15 protein-coding genes and 2 pseudogenes are annotated in these 15,343 nt (G+C 39.9%); 9 read left to right on the top strand and 8 right to left on the bottom strand.

All coding sequences use genetic code 11. From position 1 onward, the window contains the following. Window positions 1-3: 3 nt before the first annotated feature. Window positions 4-1,149 (bottom strand): acetylornithine deacetylase, encoded by a 1,146-nt coding sequence (gene argE, locus PTUN_RS14925; protein WP_009837777.1) that lies wholly within the window; start codon window positions 1,147-1,149, stop codon window positions 4-6. A 185-nt stretch (window positions 1,150-1,334) separates the two neighbouring features. Between argE and argC the strand changes: the two genes are divergently transcribed. The 7 genes and pseudogenes from argC (at window position 1,335) to PTUN_RS14890 (ending at window position 7,692) form a co-directional block, all read left to right on the top strand. Continuing rightward, a complete protein-coding gene (gene argC, locus PTUN_RS14920; protein ID WP_009837776.1) occupies window positions 1,335-2,351 on the top strand; it encodes an N-acetyl-gamma-glutamyl-phosphate reductase in 1,017 nt (338 codons plus the stop codon). Beyond that, window positions 2,344-3,105, top strand: coding sequence for an acetylglutamate kinase (gene argB / locus PTUN_RS14915; RefSeq protein ID WP_009837775.1), 762 nt, complete (start codon window positions 2,344-2,346; stop codon window positions 3,103-3,105). Before argC ends, argB begins: the two co-directional genes overlap by 8 nt. 8 nt (window positions 3,106-3,113) lie before the next feature. After that, window positions 3,114-4,034, top strand: a complete 921-nt coding sequence (locus tag PTUN_RS14910; RefSeq protein ID WP_009837774.1) for an ornithine carbamoyltransferase — start codon at window positions 3,114-3,116, stop codon at window positions 4,032-4,034. Between the two features lie 9 nt (window positions 4,035-4,043). Beyond that, complete coding sequence (locus PTUN_RS14905) at window positions 4,044-5,252, top strand: argininosuccinate synthase (RefSeq protein WP_009837773.1); 1,209 nt, start codon at window positions 4,044-4,046, stop codon at window positions 5,250-5,252. Window positions 5,253-5,321: 69 nt separating this feature from the next. Then, window positions 5,322-6,686 (top strand): annotated as a pseudogene (argH, locus tag PTUN_RS14900) (argininosuccinate lyase); the annotation flags it as partial. Window positions 6,687-6,977: 291 nt separating this feature from the next. After that, window positions 6,978-7,163, top strand: coding sequence for a hypothetical protein (locus PTUN_RS14895; protein ID WP_009837771.1), 186 nt, complete (start codon window positions 6,978-6,980; stop codon window positions 7,161-7,163). 70 nt (window positions 7,164-7,233) lie between these two features. After that, a complete protein-coding gene (locus PTUN_RS14890) occupies window positions 7,234-7,692 on the top strand; it encodes a hypothetical protein (protein WP_083781259.1) in 459 nt (152 codons plus the stop codon). A 22-nt stretch (window positions 7,693-7,714) separates the two neighbouring features. Here PTUN_RS14890 and PTUN_RS14885 read toward each other — a convergent pair. From PTUN_RS14885 to coaD, 4 genes and pseudogenes are all read right to left on the bottom strand, one after another. After that, window positions 7,715-8,566: pseudogene (locus PTUN_RS14885) on the bottom strand (IS3 family transposase); the annotation flags it as partial. Beyond that, window positions 8,557-8,712, bottom strand: a complete 156-nt coding sequence (locus tag PTUN_RS22270; protein WP_232284985.1) for a hypothetical protein — start codon at window positions 8,710-8,712, stop codon at window positions 8,557-8,559. The gene PTUN_RS22270 and the pseudogene PTUN_RS14885, both read right to left, overlap by 10 nt. Window positions 8,713-9,140: 428 nt before the next feature. Then, a complete protein-coding gene (locus tag PTUN_RS14875) occupies window positions 9,141-10,589 on the bottom strand; it encodes a capsule assembly Wzi family protein (RefSeq protein WP_009837767.1) in 1,449 nt (482 codons plus the stop codon). Further along, complete coding sequence (gene coaD / locus PTUN_RS14870) at window positions 10,586-11,068, bottom strand: pantetheine-phosphate adenylyltransferase (RefSeq protein WP_009837766.1); 483 nt, start codon at window positions 11,066-11,068, stop codon at window positions 10,586-10,588. The genes PTUN_RS14875 and coaD overlap by 4 nt, the downstream gene beginning before the upstream one ends. Window positions 11,069-11,191: 123 nt before the next feature. On the opposite strand from coaD, the gene PTUN_RS14865 reads away from it, so the two are divergent. Then, complete coding sequence (locus PTUN_RS14865) at window positions 11,192-11,833, top strand: TetR/AcrR family transcriptional regulator (protein ID WP_009837765.1); 642 nt, start codon at window positions 11,192-11,194, stop codon at window positions 11,831-11,833. 56 nt (window positions 11,834-11,889) lie between these two features. On the opposite strand, the gene PTUN_RS14860 is transcribed toward PTUN_RS14865, so the two are convergent. After that, on the bottom strand, window positions 11,890-12,219 hold the full coding sequence (locus PTUN_RS14860) for a MaoP family protein (RefSeq protein ID WP_009837764.1): 330 nt from the start codon (window positions 12,217-12,219) through the stop codon (window positions 11,890-11,892). A gap of 195 nt (window positions 12,220-12,414) precedes the next feature. Here PTUN_RS14860 and rimK point away from each other — a divergent pair, with 195 nt between their 5' ends. Continuing rightward, entirely contained in the window at window positions 12,415-13,329 is a 915-nt protein-coding gene (gene rimK / locus PTUN_RS14855; RefSeq protein ID WP_009837763.1) for a 30S ribosomal protein S6--L-glutamate ligase, read from the top strand. A gap of 45 nt (window positions 13,330-13,374) precedes the next feature. On the opposite strand, the gene PTUN_RS14850 is transcribed toward rimK, so the two are convergent. Then, window positions 13,375-13,926: a DUF1415 domain-containing protein gene (locus PTUN_RS14850; protein WP_009837762.1), complete on the bottom strand. Its 552-nt coding sequence runs from the start codon at window positions 13,924-13,926 to the stop codon at window positions 13,375-13,377. 3 nt (window positions 13,927-13,929) lie between these two features. Further along, complete coding sequence (waaA, locus tag PTUN_RS14845) at window positions 13,930-15,198, bottom strand: lipid IV(A) 3-deoxy-D-manno-octulosonic acid transferase (protein ID WP_009837761.1); 1,269 nt, start codon at window positions 15,196-15,198, stop codon at window positions 13,930-13,932. Window positions 15,199-15,343: the final 145 nt, after the last annotated feature.

Below are 15,343 nucleotides of genomic sequence, written 5' to 3'. Positions count from 1 at the left end.
ACTTTAAAAACAGCTTTGTAAAATTAATTCTTTAATCATGGCCTGTGTCGGCTTTATTTTCTCTACCGCTAAATATTCATCTGGTTGATGAGCTTGCCTGATTGAACCTGGCCCCATAACAATAGTTTCACAGCCAAGCATTTGAATAAACGGTGCTTCTGTACAGTAATTTACCGCTTGTGCTGGTTGGCCGGAAATTTTCTCGGCAAGTTTCACTAAACTGTTATCGATAGAGCCTGTAAATGCTGGAATTGGATCATGCAAATCAATCACATCAACAGCATTTGGGTATTTTTCATTAATATCTTTAATGGCATTTAGTAATAAAGCTTGTAGCTCTGGAATACTAATGCCAGGCAAAGGGCGGATATCAATATGCAATTCGCAGCAACCACAAATTCGGTTTGCATTATCCCCACCATGGATATGGCCAAGGTTTAATGTTGGGTAAGGAACAGCAAAATGCCCAATTGAATAGTTATTCTTAAGATGCTGTTTAAGCTTTAATAAATTAGCTGTCACTAAGTGCATGATTTCAATTGCGTTTAATCCAGCATCTGGATCGGACGAATGGCCAGCTTTACCGATTACTCTGATCACACTCGACATATGACCTTTATGCATAAAAACTGGCGCCATATCAGTAGGTTCACCAATAATGCAGCGGCTAGGTTTTAAATTAGGGTGCTGACTAACTTGTTGAGCGCCTGCCATGGTGGTTTCTTCATCGGCTGTGGCTAAAATAATTAAAGGTTGTTTTATTTTAGTCAAATCCATCGATTGTAATGCATCAAAAATAAAGGCAAAAAATCCTTTCATATCGATGCTGCCTAAACCAAATAATTTGTCATCTTTTAATGTGAGTTTGAATGGATCTAAACTCCAGCGGCTTTCATCAAATGGCACAGTATCGGTGTGGCCGGCAAGCATTAGACTACCTTCACCTTGACCGAGTTTGGCGATTAAATTGAATTTGCCAGGAGCGAGTTCAAGCTCGGTGATCTCACATTCAAATCCAAGCGATTGAGCCCATGTTGCAAGTTGATCAATCACACCTCGGTTGCTAAGGTTTAGATGTTCAGCAGTCGCGCTGATAGAAGGACTTGCTATTAAATCTTGGTACATTTGTAAAAAATTAGGCTGAGCCATGAAAACCTCAAAAATAATTATGCAATAATATTGCATATTAATTTAATTCTATTTATGCTGCATAGCAATTGTATTTGAAGGCTCACGTCGTTTTTTTGCAACATTTTGCCTGCAAAGTGGACGATAGCATTTTTCATAAAATAGCAAAGCGAAATTATCGCATCATTAAAGAGTTTTGAGGTGTCATGAACGTAATTATTGTTGGAGCAAGTGGCTATAGCGGTGCAGAGTTAGCAAAGTTAGTAGTTGCACATCCTAAATTAACCTTAGCTGGTTTATTTGTTTCAGAACAAAGCTTGGATAAAGGAAAGTTGCTCAGCGATTTATACCCGCAATATGTTGGTGTTATTGATGTACCGTTACAGCCTTTAACGAGCGATGCAATGAGTTATATTCAGCAACAGGCCGATTATGTCTGTTTATGCACAGAGCATAAAGTGAGTGTTGATTTAGCGCCGTTATTTTTAGATATGGGTAAAAAGGTATTTGATTTATCAGGTGGCTTTCGTTTAGCAAACAATCAAGATTATCAAACATACTATGGTTTTACTCATGAAAATGAAGCGCTCCTAAATCAAGCCGCTTATGGTTTGGCTGAGTGGAACAGTGACGCTATTGAAAAAGCCCAGCTCGTTGCAGTTGCAGGCTGTTACCCAACGGCGGCGTTAAATGCACTCAAACCGTTAGTTAATGCAGGTTTAGTGAGTGAGCAAAAAATTATTATTAATGCTGTGTCAGGTGTCAGTGGCGCCGGTCGTAAAGCAAATATATCAACGGGGTTTTGTGAAGTGAGTTTAAAACCTTATGGTTTGTTTAACCACAGACACAGTCCTGAGATTGAGCGCTATTTAGGGCATAAAGTGCTATTTACACCGCATTTAGGTAATTTTCCTCGTGGCATTTTAGAAACTATTTATGTGGATTTAAAACCAGGCGTTACCGAGCAGCAAGTTAATGATGCGTATCAATGTTTGGCTGATCAACCGCTAATTCGTTTATTAGGCAATAAGATCCCATCAATTAATGGTGTAGTTAACCAAGCGTTTGTTGATATCGGTTGGCAACAACAAGGGCAAAGCCTCATTGTGATGAGTGCGATTGATAACTTATTAAAAGGTGCAGCAGGTCAAGCATTGCAGTGCATAAACATTTCAATGGGCTTAAGTGCTGCTTATACATTAGTGGGAGCACATCATGAGTAAGTGGGTTATTAAACTCGGTGGTGCAGTCCTCAATAGTGATAATGCTGCGCAAGCACTATTTGCCGTTTTTGCAGAGCATCCAGATGATCAATTTATTGTTGTTCATGGTGGTGGTGCATTAGTTGATACTTGGCTGCAACAAGCTGGTTTTGCCAGTGCTAAGCATTTAGGTCTTAGGATCAGTCCGCGTGAGCAAATGCCTTATATCGTCGGCGCATTGGCAGGTTGTGCTAATAAGCAATTGATGGGTCAGGCTTTGGCTGTCAATTTAACGCCAGTTGGCATTAGTTTGTTTGAAGCCGGTGTAACAAGTACACAAAAATTAAAAGCATTAGGGCAAGTTGGCTCATGCGAAACGGGGAGTTTTAATTTACTTCCTATCTTATTAGAAAAAAATGTTTTACCTATTGTAAGTTCAATTGGTTTTGACCTTGAAGGCAATTGGTACAACGTTAATGCAGATGAAGCCGCTGCGGCAATTGCCCAAGCTTTAGATGCAGAGTTGATTTTTATGACCGATGTTGAGGCGGTTTTAGATCAAAATAAACAGCCTCTACATCAGCTAAATAGTGGACAAATAACACAGTTAATTGATTCAGGAGTAATTCTGGGTGGGATGCAAGTCAAGGTAGAGACAAGCTTACTCGCTGCCCAACATTTACGACGTGGCGTTTACATTTCTAGTTGGCAAAAGCCAGAAAATCTCAACGCATTGCTTAAAGGTGAGCATGTAGGAACCAAAATTACGCCATAGGACAAACTATGTTAAAACATTATTTACACGGATTAGAGTTTGATAAAAAACAATTACTAGACATTTTATCGTTAGCGCAAAAAATAAAAGCACATCCAAGCGATTTTAATCAAGCATTAGCTGGATTATCGGTTGTGACACTCTTTGAAAAACCAAGCTTAAGAACTCGTTTATCGTTTGATATTGGTATTCATAAATTAGGTGGGCACGCGGTGTATCTCGACCAGCAAAATGGTGGGATGGGAACGCGTGAATCAATTAAAGATTTTGCTCTTAATATTTCAACTTGGGCTGATTGTATTGTCGCCAGAGTCAATCAGCACAATACTCTTCGCGATTTAGCCGAGCATGCCAGCGTACCTGTGGTAAACAGTTTGTGTGACTTGTACCACCCATGCCAAGCGCTTGCTGATTTTATGACCATGCAAGAAGTACACGGTGATGTCAGTGAGCTTAAATTAGCCTATTTTGGTGAAGGCAATAATGTCGCTCATTCATTAATGTTATTGGCTGCGACTTTTGGTACGGATTTTGTCGTGGTTTGTCCAAAAGGACACTCGCCAGATGCACAAATTGTAAAACAAGCAGAGCTAATTGCAGCGTCAAATGGAGCTTCAATACAAATTAGCGATCGTATCGAAGCTGCTGTGGGTGCTAATGTGCTTTATGCAGATACTTGGGTTTCAATGGGTGATAAAACACCGCTTTCGCAAGTGAAAGAGCAATATATGCCTTATCAATTAAATCAGCAATTAGTTGATTTAACGGGTGCAAGCACCGTTTTACATTGCCAACCAGCCCATCGTGAATTTGAAATTACGTCACAAGTGATGGACGGGCCTGCTTCAAGAATTATTCAACAAGCCGAGAATCGTATGCATGCGCAAAATGCCTTGCTTGTTACTTTATTAAATCCAAATTTTGTTTAAGGAACCAAAATGAGTTCAATTAAAAAGGTCGTTTTAGCGTATTCAGGCGGTTTAGATACATCGGCGATTGTACCTTGGTTAAAAGAGAACTATCACTGTGAAGTAATTGCATTTGTTGCCGACGTTGGCCAAGGCGCAGAAGAATTAGAAGGCGTTGAAGCAAAAGCTATCGCCTCTGGTGCTTCAGAGTGTTATATCGTCGATTTAAAAGAAGAAATGGTCGCAGAGTATATTTACCCAACCTTAAAAACCGGTGCAATTTACGAAGGAACCTATTTATTAGGGACTTCAATGGCGCGTCCAATTATTGCCAAAGCACAAGTTGAAATTGCGCGTAAAGTGGGCGCTGATGCTCTTGCTCATGGTTGTACAGGTAAAGGGAATGATCAGGTTCGTTTTGAAGGGTGTTTTGCGGCTTTAGCTCCTGATTTAAAAGTAATAGCTCCTTGGCGTGAATGGGATTTAACCAGTCGTGAGTCGCTGCTTGATTATTTAGCTGAGCGAAATATTCCATGCGCAGCATCGGCAACCAAAATTTATAGTCGAGATGCCAATGCATGGCATATTTCACATGAAGGTGGTGAGCTTGAAAATCCTTGGAATCAACCAAGTGAGCAAGTTTGGATGTGGACTAACTCACCAGAGCAAGCGCCAAATGAAGCCCAATACGTGACATTAAGTGTTGAAAAAGGTCAAGTTGTCGCGGTTAATGGTGAATCACTCAGCCCATATCAATGTGTAGTTAAACTCAATGAAATTGCTTCGGTGCATGGCGTAGGCAGGGTTGATATCGTTGAAAACCGTTTAGTGGGCATGAAATCACGCGGCTGTTATGAAACCCCAGGTGGCACAGTTATTATGGCTGCACTTCAAGCAATTGATGAATTGGTACTTGATAAAGCAAGCCGTAAATGGAAAGCCACGTTAGGCGGCGAGTTTTCACATTTAGTATATGATGGTCGTTGGTTTACGCCGCTAAAAGATTCGGTACTTGCAGGTGCTGAGGCACTAGCCCAATGTGCTACTGGCGAAGTGGTTCTTAAACTTTACAAGGGCCAAGTCACAGCGGTACAAAAACAATCTCCAAATAGTCTTTATAGCGAAGCATTTGCCACCTTTGGTGCTGATGATGTGTATGACCAATCTCACGCAGAAGGTTTTATTCGTTTGTATTCGTTAGCAAGTCGTATTTCGGCGTTAAACAAAAGCACGAAATAAAGACATAAAATATAGTATCGCGGTGAAGCAGTATTGCTTCACCGGACTTTGGGATAATGAGGCAAACACATGGCATTATGGGGTGGACGGTTCTCAACAGGACCCGATCAAGCATTTAAACAATTTAACGACTCTCTTCCTTTTGACTACCAACTCGCAGAACAAGATATTGAAGGCTCAATCGCATGGGCAGGCGCCCTTGAGCAAGTGGGAATTTTAACACCGACAGAACTTGAGCAACTTGTTGCAGCACTGAATCAATTGTTAGTTGAAGTAAGCGAACAGCCACAGTTATTACAACAATCAGATGCTGAAGATATTCATTCTTTTGTTGAAGCTGCACTCATTGAGAAAGTCGGTGATTTAGGTAAAAAATTACATACAGGGCGCAGCCGTAATGACCAGGTTGCAACGGATTTTCGTTTGTGGAGCCGTAAGACAGCACAGTTATTATTAGTTGCTTTAGGTGATCTAAAACAGACTATTTTAGCGCTGGCAGAGCGTGAGTTTGGTACTATTTTACCCGGTTACACCCATTTACAGCGTGCTCAACCGGTATTATTTAGCCATTGGTGCATGGCCTATTTTGAAATGTTAAGCCGAGATGAAAGCCGTTTGCGCGGTGCAATTGAGCGTCTAAATGTCTGTCCGTTAGGATCTGGCGCACTAGCCGGAACAGCTTATCCGATCGATCGGCAACTTCTTGCCACTAATTTGGGTTTTTTATCAGCGAGTAACAATAGCTTAGATGCAGTATCAGATCGTGATTTTGTGGTTGAGTTATTAAGCTGTGCCTCGATATCAATGATGCATTTGTCACGCTTAGCCGAAGACATGATTTTTTATAATACTGGCGAAGCCGGATTTATTGAGCTTGCTGATAATGTCACTTCAGGTTCATCATTAATGCCCCAAAAGAAAAATCCAGATGCGCTAGAGCTAATTCGCGGTAAAACTGGCCGTGTTTTTGGCGCATTTAGCGGGATGATGATGACGTTAAAAGCCTTACCTTTGGCCTATAACAAAGATATGCAAGAAGATAAAGAAGGCTTGTTTGATGCACTACCAACTTGGTTGGCTTGTTTGCACATGGCGCAAGCCTGTTTATCGGGAGTTAAAGTGAACGCAAAACGTACTGAACTTGCAGCGCGTGGCGGGCATGCTAATGCAACAGAACTGGCCGACTATTTAGTCAAAAAAGGCATTCCATTTCGCGAAGGGCATCATATTGTTGGTCAGTTGGTACAAGTTGCCATTGCTGAAAATAAAAGTTTAGAGCAATTAAGTATTCAGCAATTTCAAGCGGTGTGCACTGTGATTGAACAAGATGTTTATCCGGTACTTGAGCTAGATGCTTGTATTAATGCGCGAGTGGCAAAGGGCGGTACTTCAAAACAGCAAGTTAGCCAAGCAATGGCTGCTGCAAAACAGCAGTTCATTTAAGTTGTTATCACGATAATTACAAGAGTAAAACACAGCACGCCACGGCGTGCTTTTTTTGCACTAAAAAATAAGTGATAAAAAGTTGAAACTGGCTAGGGCGGAAATAATTACCTTGCTAACCATTTGATAAATATGATGTTGTATTTTTTAAAACTTGGCCCTAATTTTGCTTTAAATGAATCTGAAAGATAAAAATGCTTTTACGACGCAACAAACAGACAAAATTTTGACAGTTGAATTTGTTTGTTGGTTATATTGATTTAATTTATAAGGAAAATAAAAATGCAAATTAACGCAAATAGTGGTGTATCGGCTCTTGCTTATCAAAAAACACAAAATACTCAACCAATTCAATCGCAAAGCGCTAGCACAAACACCTTACAGTCTGATAAGGTTACCTTTTCTCAACAGGCTATGGAACTTGGTGGTGCACAACTACAACGCGGTGGTGGTGTTATCAAAGTTTAACTAAAGTGGGTGTATGTTAACGAGTAATTTAGCATTGTATTTAGGAACCTTTATTGTTTGGGGGTTCCTAATGTCTTTTTTTCTAAATTTGTATTTTCGATGCATTTCAGTCAAAACTGATAATCTACTTGTGTTTTGCTCGTTTGCGATATTTTGCTCTTACTTTATAAGCGATCATCTTTATGAGCTTTTTGATCAAACTGAGGTTTATAAAACTTGGTCTATTTATGATTTTGTAACACTCTGCATTATTTATATAGGGCAAAGATTATTAAAAACTAAGGCTTCGCCTGGTGTCATTTATACTTATATTGGCCTCTCTATCAATACGTTATTATTCTTATTTATGCATCTAGATATCGTTATATTTAAAAATACAACACCTTGGCTTCTCTGGGATTTATATTCATTGGGAGTGAATGTTTTAGATTTTTCTATGATAGTAGCCCTAATTGTCGATAGGGATATATTCGGTATTATTAAGCTCTTTAATTATGTGAAAAGAAAAAAAGCGCTTAATTTGAAGTGACCCCATTAAGTTGGACTCATTTCTAAGCGGCAACCAAGGCCTGATTTCGATATTGTATCGGACTCAGGCCTTTTAGTTTTAGCTTAATGCGTTCGTTGTTGTAATAGTCGATGTATTCTTTGATGTTTTCAATGAGTTCATTCGCATCTTTGAACGTTTCATTATGATACATCTCAGTTTTTAATATGCCGAAGAAGTTTTCTGCAACGGCATTGTCTAAGCAGTTTCCTTTCCTGGACATACTCTGAAGTAACCCGTACTTTTTCAGGTGTTGTTGGTATTGGTAATTTTGATATTGCCAACCTTGGTCTGAGTGTATGAGGGGTTTCTCGTGCTTCAGCAGTTTTGCTGTCGCAGCTTTGAGCATATCAGTGACTAAGGGTAACGTAACAGATGTTCGTACCTCGTAGCTGACCACCTCTTGGTTAAACAGGTCTATTATCGGTGACAGATATACTTTTTGGCCATTGACCTTAAATTCTGTTACATCGGTCACCCATTTTTGATTTGGCTTCTTTGCCGTAAATTCACGTTTTAGGACATTTTCAGCGATTCGACCGACTTCACCTTTGTAAGACTTATAGCGTTTGGGTCTCACTTTGGACTTTAAACCAAGCTCGTTCATCAGGCGTTGTACACGCTTATGGTTAACGACTAAGCCCATCGCTCTTAGCGCATAAGTTATCCTACGATAGCCGTACCGCCCTTTATGCTTGTGATAGATATCACCTATTTTTACGCGTAAATCAGCATTGGGACACGACCTATTGAGTGCATTGCGATGATAGTAATACACGCTTTTGGGAAGCCCTGTAACCTTTAATAAGTGTTGTAAGCTGTATATTGCCTTGAGCTCTTCGACAACTAGCGTTTTGTCTTTGCTTTTTTCTTTCTGGCTTGAGTCAAGGCTTCTAACTTTTTTAAGACAGCGTTTTCTGCACGTAAATAATCAAGCTCTTCTCTAAGTTCTTTTTCAGTCATCTCTGATGATGGTTTAGGAGTAGAAGAATGACTAGTCACGCGTGGCCTACCTTTGTTCTTTGGTTTTAAACGGGGTGTACCATCGCAAGCATAAAGCTTTTGCCATCGAAATAAAATACCAGGGGATGATAAGTCGAAATAGGCACTGGTATAAGACAGTGACCAATTATTCACTGACATAGTTTTAAGTACATGAAGTTTAAATTCGAAGGAGTAAGGAAGTTGCTCATGAACAAAACTATTAACGCCATTGATGCGATAAACCTGAGACCAATAACGAATAAGGTTAGAGCGTACTTAAAACTTTGAACCTAAGGTTCCCGAACTCTCTTCTTGCGCTAGTCGCACCAGCTTTAACTTAAATACTCTGTGGTATTTGGACATAAAAAGACCCCCAGTAATTGGATAGTCCAACTATTGGGGGTCACTTCAATTAGCGCTTTTTAATTTTTAACTCATCGTCTTGTTTAAAAACGATATTCCCAACTTGTTCGCAGTGCACTAATGCGATCACTCTTTGGATTTAAATCTGACTCTTGCTTGCCAAATTGTGCTGATACTTGCCATAAGCCGTTAAATACACCTTGCTGATAACCTAACTCTATTTGATAGCGCTTTTGGTTTTTTGCTAAAGGGTTATTGGTTGCTTGGTCTTGTTCTATAAAACGAAGCTTAGCATAGGCTGCAATGCCATTTGTTTGGTGATATTGCGAGGCGAGTGTCATGCTTTTTGCGTTCTCAGCAATGCTAGCACCAATATTTTGTGAGTGATGTTGGTAGCCATCAGCAAAATAAGGGTGTTGGTAACCACAATGATAAGGCTGAGTATTATCGCCACATTGCTGCTGTGTATTGGTGTATTCTAGATAGCTCTTAACTAAATAATCCGCTTGACCAAAATAGTGTTCTATTCCCACTGTATAATTACGATGCTCAGGTAACATGCTGTTTTGCTTATCGCCAGCAAGTTCACCATAAACAGCCATACTTTGGCCAAAAAGTTGACTCGAATATTTAGCATCAAGCGAGACTAACTGGTTGTATTCATTAATTATTGAATCGTTTTTAAATTTGTTTTTACCAATTAATACATTATTAAAGTCAGCAAAATCATGGTCTTGATTATTAGCATCAAATTGGGCTGTTTGGCTATAGCCTAGTTCAAGGCCCTGAAATGGGCTGGTTGAAAAACGAGCGCCAAAAAATTTATTACTACTAGGTGTTTGTTTGTTGTGTTTTTGTTCGCCAAGCAAAGCAGTAAATTGCCAGTTGCCAATAAACGATAATAGATTTGGGCCAAAGTAATCACTGTTTAAGCGCGTTAAGCGCAGCGCTTTCATTGGGCTGGCGTTATTTGACAACATTAATGCATTTTCGTTGGCAGGACCCCACCAGTGATTGATTTTTTCGCCGCTCATTACCCAGTTGCCAAAAATAACCGCAAGATAGCTATCATCATAAGCGATTTTTTTGCCGCTGTTAGCGTCGTTTGATACCTGCACACTGACTTTTGCTGTAACACGTTCACCCATCATCATGCTGTAGCCTTGCAGCGCAGCTTGTTCTTGATAGCGCTCCCCAAAAGCTTGTTGTTCATTTGGTTTGCTATTGGCTTTTAGTTTAATACCAGAGCGAACGCTTTTTTGGGCAAAACGCAAAGCGTGACGAACGTGGTTTAATGCAAATTCGGCTTCTTTTGGAAGTTTACTTAAATTAACGTCAGTTAAATCATTTGCAATGCCTTGCCACATAATTGGATAGCTAGTTACTGGGTGCTTAATAACCCCGTAACTCACTAATTGCTCAATCGACTGGCGCAGATAAATATCTTTCGAATCAATCCAAGGTTCTGCAGTAATACTGTTGCTAAAAGTCATTGCAACAGCACATGCAATAACGGAGTAACGCTTGATCATGCTTTAATTCTTTCCTGTAATGCTTTGGCGACAATTGGGTGAACAAATTTGTCGATATTCCCTTGATGTAAAGCAACTTCTTTGACTAATGAGGAGGAGATAAACGAGTTTTCAACCGAAGGGGTTAAAAATATACTTTCTAAATCGGGGTTTAAACTGCGGTTCATATTGGCTAATTGCAATTCAAACTCAAAATCAGAAACCGCACGTAGCCCGCGAACTAATAAATTGGCATTTTGCTGTTTGGCTAAATCTGCGAGCAAACCCGAAAAACCGATAATCTCAACATTTGGGATATGTCCTAGCACTTTTTTTGCAAGCGCAACTCGCTCATCTAAAGTAAAAAATGGCTTTTTGTTGGGGTTAAAAGCGATTGCTAAAATAACGTGATCGAACATTTTGGCAGCACGCGCAACTAAATCGCTGTGGCCATTCGTTATAGGATCAAAAGTGCCTGGGTAAATTGCTTTTACGTTCATGTAATAAATTAGATTATATGATTTTGCTTTAGTTTATCAGTGTTTGTTCTCAATAGCAGCCTTTAGCTTAAGGGTAAGTTTGTTTATAATGTGCGCCAATTTGCACTATGGAAGTAAAATAATATGGGTACTAAGGATAAGATTATTCAGGCAAGTATTATGCTGTTTAATCAACAGGGCGAACGGGCAATCAGTACTAATCACATAGCTGCACATTTAGGCATTAGCCCAGGTAATTTGTACTACCACTTTAAAAATAAAGAAGATATTTTACGCCATATTTTTGCGCTTTACCGTGAGCATTTACAGACCCATTTTGTGCCATTGCGTGCAGATGAAGAGCTGCTTGACCAGTTAGTGGGTTATCTTGATTCATTATTTGAACTCATGTGGAAGTTTCATTTTTTCTACGATAATTTGGGTGATATTTTGTCTCGTGATGAGCAGCTGAAAAAAGAGTATTTAGCGTTGCAGGCTAATTTACTTGAACAAGTTTCTGATGTTGTCAGAGGATTAAAAGTCGCAGGTATTATCGAAATTGATGAAGGGGATATTCCTCAATTTGCGCATACTATCAAAATTATGGTGAGTTTTTGGACGCCGTATTTAAAAATTCATAAATTTGATTCAGATCTAGTAAAAACGGATATTTATAAAGGTTTAGTGAAGGTTTTATTATTGTTTAAGCCGTATAGCTATGGTGAAGGGTTAGATAAAATCTCTCAGTTACAACAGCATTATCAACAGTTGGCAATCCAAGAGTAATACAGTAACCAGAGATAATTTTATCTCTGGTTATCTAATGAGTTGTGATTAGAGCACTAAAGTTCAATAACAGAAAAGTCCGTGCTTGGTTTTACGGTTTCTTTCTTGCCAAAAGCACTGTAAAACTTGTCTTTGCGCGAAATCTCATGCTTATATTTTAGCCATGTTTTCTCAAATTTTGTTTGAGCTGGCTTATTTCCTAAACAGACCTCAACAAAATCAACTTCATCTGGTGATTCAGGCGCTAGCGATTGATTAGCAAGTTTGCTTAAAATATCACCGTAGCTGCTTAATAGCTCCGATTCCGGAATGGAAAATGAGCCAGAACGACGAAATCCCATAGGGAAGTTAACATCGTCGAAAAATTCAAATAGACCATTACGCATAATTTTCTCCGTTAGACTTCTTGTCGGGCTAAATATGTATCATGATTTTATTTTCGTAAAATAGATTTTTTTTATTGGCAAGAGTAAAAAAATTCATCGTTAAAATGCTAGTAATGTCATACTAAAGCTCTTTAAATACCGCCTTTATTTAGTGAGACTTTTCTCATTATTTTGCTGATTTAGCGGACTTTTACTTTGAAAATAGCCATTTTAAGCCTCGGACCACAACTTTACTCAACACAGCGCCTTAAAGAAGCGGGTGAACAGCGTGGTCATCAGGTTGATGTGATCAATACCTTGCATTGCTATATGGATATCACCAGCAACAATCCTCAAGTACGTTACGATGGCGAAGCGTTACCTAAATATGATGCTGTGATCCCAAGAATTGGTTCAGAGATCACTTTTTATGGTACTTCAGTAGTACGCCAATTTGAAATGATGGACACCTTTGCACTCAATAGCTCAATTGCTATTTCTCGTTCGCGGGATAAGCTGCGCTCATTACAGTTGTTATCGAAAAAAGGAATTGGTTTACCTCGCACCGGTTTTGCTTGCCATCCCGATAAAATTGGTGATGTGATCAAAAATGTAGGAGGCGCACCGGTAGTTATTAAGCTGCTTGAAGGAACGCAGGGGATTGGTGTTGTGCTGGGAGAAACCCAAAATGCAGCTGAGAGTATTATTGAGGCTTTTATGGGGCTTAATGCCAATATTTTAGTACAAGAGTTTATTAAAGAAGCCTGTGGTGCGGATATTCGTTGTTTTGTGGTGGGCGGCAAAGTGGTTGCTGCAATGAAACGTCAAGCGCCCGAAGGTGAGTTTCGCTCTAACTTGCATCGGGGTGGCAGTGCTGAAGTGGTGAAACTCAGTAAAGCCGAACGCGAAACAGCCATTCAATCAGCCAAAGCGATGGGGCTTAATGTTGCTGGGGTTGATATTTTGCGCTCAAACCGAGGCCCTGTGGTCATGGAAGTTAATTCATCTCCAGGTCTTGAGGGCATTGAAGGTGCTACAGGAATTGATGTGGCTGCAGCCATCATAGAATTTATTGAAAGCCACACTAGTAAGCAAAAATTTAGTAAAATTGGTTGTCGTATTCAGGGCTAAAATCAGCAAAGTACAATAAAAAACGCAGCCCATAGGCTGCGTTTTTTATTTCGGTGTATTGATACAATTTTGCAACAGTTGCTGCCAAAAATCGATGCCTTTGCGGCGCGCTAGTTTAATATTGTGCTCAGGAATTGATTCGGGCTCTTGGTAATTATCAAGTGCCAGAGACATGCTTAACTCTCGAATTAAATGAAGAGTCGGATAAGGCGCTCTATTAGTATAGTTAGCTGCATCATGCTCATCTGAATCGGCGAAAATATAGTCAGGATGAAAAGTGGCTATTTGATAATGGCCTGAAAATCCTTGAGCAGCCAGCATGGCGTCTGCTAAGTCAACCAGCTCTAAAAAAGTATCAAAATCCGCAAACCCTTCGGGGTAAATTAATAAACTGGTTTCAATTTCTGGTTGTTTATCCAGCAAAAAACATCCATCTAGCATCGCCATTACAGCATCAGTTACGGTGTTTTGTGGGCAAACTTGATAATGAATTTTATTATTTTCGACTTCAGCTCGCGCAAATGGGCAAAAATTGTATTTTACAATTACATCACTCACCCATTGTTTGGTCTGTAAAATGGCAAGTTCGTGTGACATAAGTTAATCCAAATAGTGAGAAATAAGCGTGATGCAGTGATCAACCGCACCCTGATTTTGTTTTACAAAGTGAAGCGCAGCTTGGCCCATTTTTTTGGTTTGTGCAGGATTGTTTGCAAGTACCAGCAAAGTATCGGCTAAGTTGTGGCTGTTGGTGACTAGTTTACAAGCTTGGTTGGCAAACATTCCTTGATATACGTCGTTAAAATTAAAGGTATGTGGACCGGTTAAAACGGCAATTCCAAAAGCTGCTGCTTCAAGTGGATTATGTCCGCCACGTTCAATTAAGCTGCCGCCAATAAATGCCGTATCAGCACCGCCATATAAAGTCGAAAGTTCGCCTAAGGTATCACCAAGCAGCACTTGGCAAGTGGTCAATTGTGAGCTGCTAGGGTGGTGGCTTTTACGCGATAGCTTAAAACTACGTTGATGCACTAAATCGGCAACCGTATCAAATCGTTCAGGGTGGCGTGGCACTAAAATAAGTAATGCATTGGGAATTGAGCAGCAAAGCTGCTGGTGGGCATCAAGTAACTGTGCATCTTCACCTTCGTGCGTTGAACCTGCAATCCAAATAAATGGGCGAGGCCCTAAACTCTGGCGAAATGAGTTTGCGTGCTCACATGTGCTTGCTGATAACGAAACATCAAACTTAATTGAGCCTGGGATTGTAAGCTGTGATTGAGGATAGCCCAACGCAACAAAACGCTCTGCGTCTGTTTGATTGTGAGCAGCGATATGGGAAATACCACTCAAAATAGCATGAGTTAACGGTTTTACGTTTTGATAGCCTCGCATTGATTTTTCAGAGAGGCGTGCATTAAGCAATAATACGGGGATATTGCGTTTTTTGGCTGTGGTAATTAAATTTGGCCAAAGCTCTGTTTCTAAAATAATCAGTACGTTAGGTTTAAAGTGAGTCAAAAATCGCGCCACTGCGCCACAAAAATCAAGTGGTAAATAAACATGCTTAACAGTATCGCCAAAGGTTTTTTTTATTTGAGCGCTGCCCGTTGGTGTATTGCAAGTTAGGACTATATTTAACTCTTGCTGCTGTTGAAGCTTTTTGATCATAGGGGTTGCCGCTATGACCTCACCGAGTGATGCACAGTGAAAAACTACTGATTGGGTCGTTGCTTTTTGAGCATAAAAACCTAGGCGCTCACTCAATCGCTTACGATATTCAGGGGCTTTTTTGCCTCGTAGCCATAAATGGATAAAAACCAAAGGGCTGAGCAGATACAACAGCAAACTATAAATAAATCGTGCCATGAGATTTCTTTGGGGTAAAAATTGCCGATATAGTAGCGTTTTTTACATATTTTCGACACTCTATCTGGCTAAAATCTTCTATCTAACAATTTTCAACAGCCACTTTCTATAAAGTTCAGATAAGATTTGATACCATCAAGCGGCC

The organism is Pseudoalteromonas tunicata (assembly GCF_002310815.1).
Lineage (GTDB): Bacteria > Pseudomonadota > Gammaproteobacteria > Enterobacterales > Alteromonadaceae > Pseudoalteromonas > Pseudoalteromonas tunicata.
The sequence above is the reverse complement of the archived record's forward strand: the minus strand, read 5'-3'. Positions and strand labels throughout refer to the sequence as shown.

Excerpts from the sequence above, each read along its gene's own strand:
- PTUN_RS14860 (WP_009837764.1), bottom strand. The coding sequence starts at position 12,219 with ATGCGTAATGGTCTATTTGAATTTTTCGACGATGTTAACTTCCCTATG.
- PTUN_RS14895 (WP_009837771.1), top strand. The coding sequence starts at position 6,978 with ATGCAAATTAACGCAAATAGTGGTGTATCGGCTCTTGCTTATCAAAAA.
- PTUN_RS14890 (WP_083781259.1), top strand. The coding sequence starts at position 7,234 with ATGTCTTTTTTTCTAAATTTGTATTTTCGATGCATTTCAGTCAAAACT.
- PTUN_RS14865 (WP_009837765.1), top strand. The coding sequence starts at position 11,192 with ATGGGTACTAAGGATAAGATTATTCAGGCAAGTATTATGCTGTTTAAT.
- argC (WP_009837776.1), top strand. The coding sequence starts at position 1,335 with ATGAACGTAATTATTGTTGGAGCAAGTGGCTATAGCGGTGCAGAGTTA.
- argE (WP_009837777.1), bottom strand. The coding sequence starts at position 1,149 with ATGGCTCAGCCTAATTTTTTACAAATGTACCAAGATTTAATAGCAAGT.
- coaD (WP_009837766.1), bottom strand. The coding sequence starts at position 11,068 with ATGAACGTAAAAGCAATTTACCCAGGCACTTTTGATCCTATAACGAAT.
- waaA (WP_009837761.1), bottom strand. The coding sequence starts at position 15,198 with ATGGCACGATTTATTTATAGTTTGCTGTTGTATCTGCTCAGCCCTTTG.
- PTUN_RS14905 (WP_009837773.1), top strand. The coding sequence starts at position 4,044 with ATGAGTTCAATTAAAAAGGTCGTTTTAGCGTATTCAGGCGGTTTAGAT.
- PTUN_RS14910 (WP_009837774.1), top strand. The coding sequence starts at position 3,114 with ATGTTAAAACATTATTTACACGGATTAGAGTTTGATAAAAAACAATTA.
- PTUN_RS14850 (WP_009837762.1), bottom strand. The coding sequence starts at position 13,926 with ATGTCACACGAACTTGCCATTTTACAGACCAAACAATGGGTGAGTGAT.
- argB (WP_009837775.1), top strand. The coding sequence starts at position 2,344 with ATGAGTAAGTGGGTTATTAAACTCGGTGGTGCAGTCCTCAATAGTGAT.
- PTUN_RS14875 (WP_009837767.1), bottom strand. The coding sequence starts at position 10,589 with ATGATCAAGCGTTACTCCGTTATTGCATGTGCTGTTGCAATGACTTTT.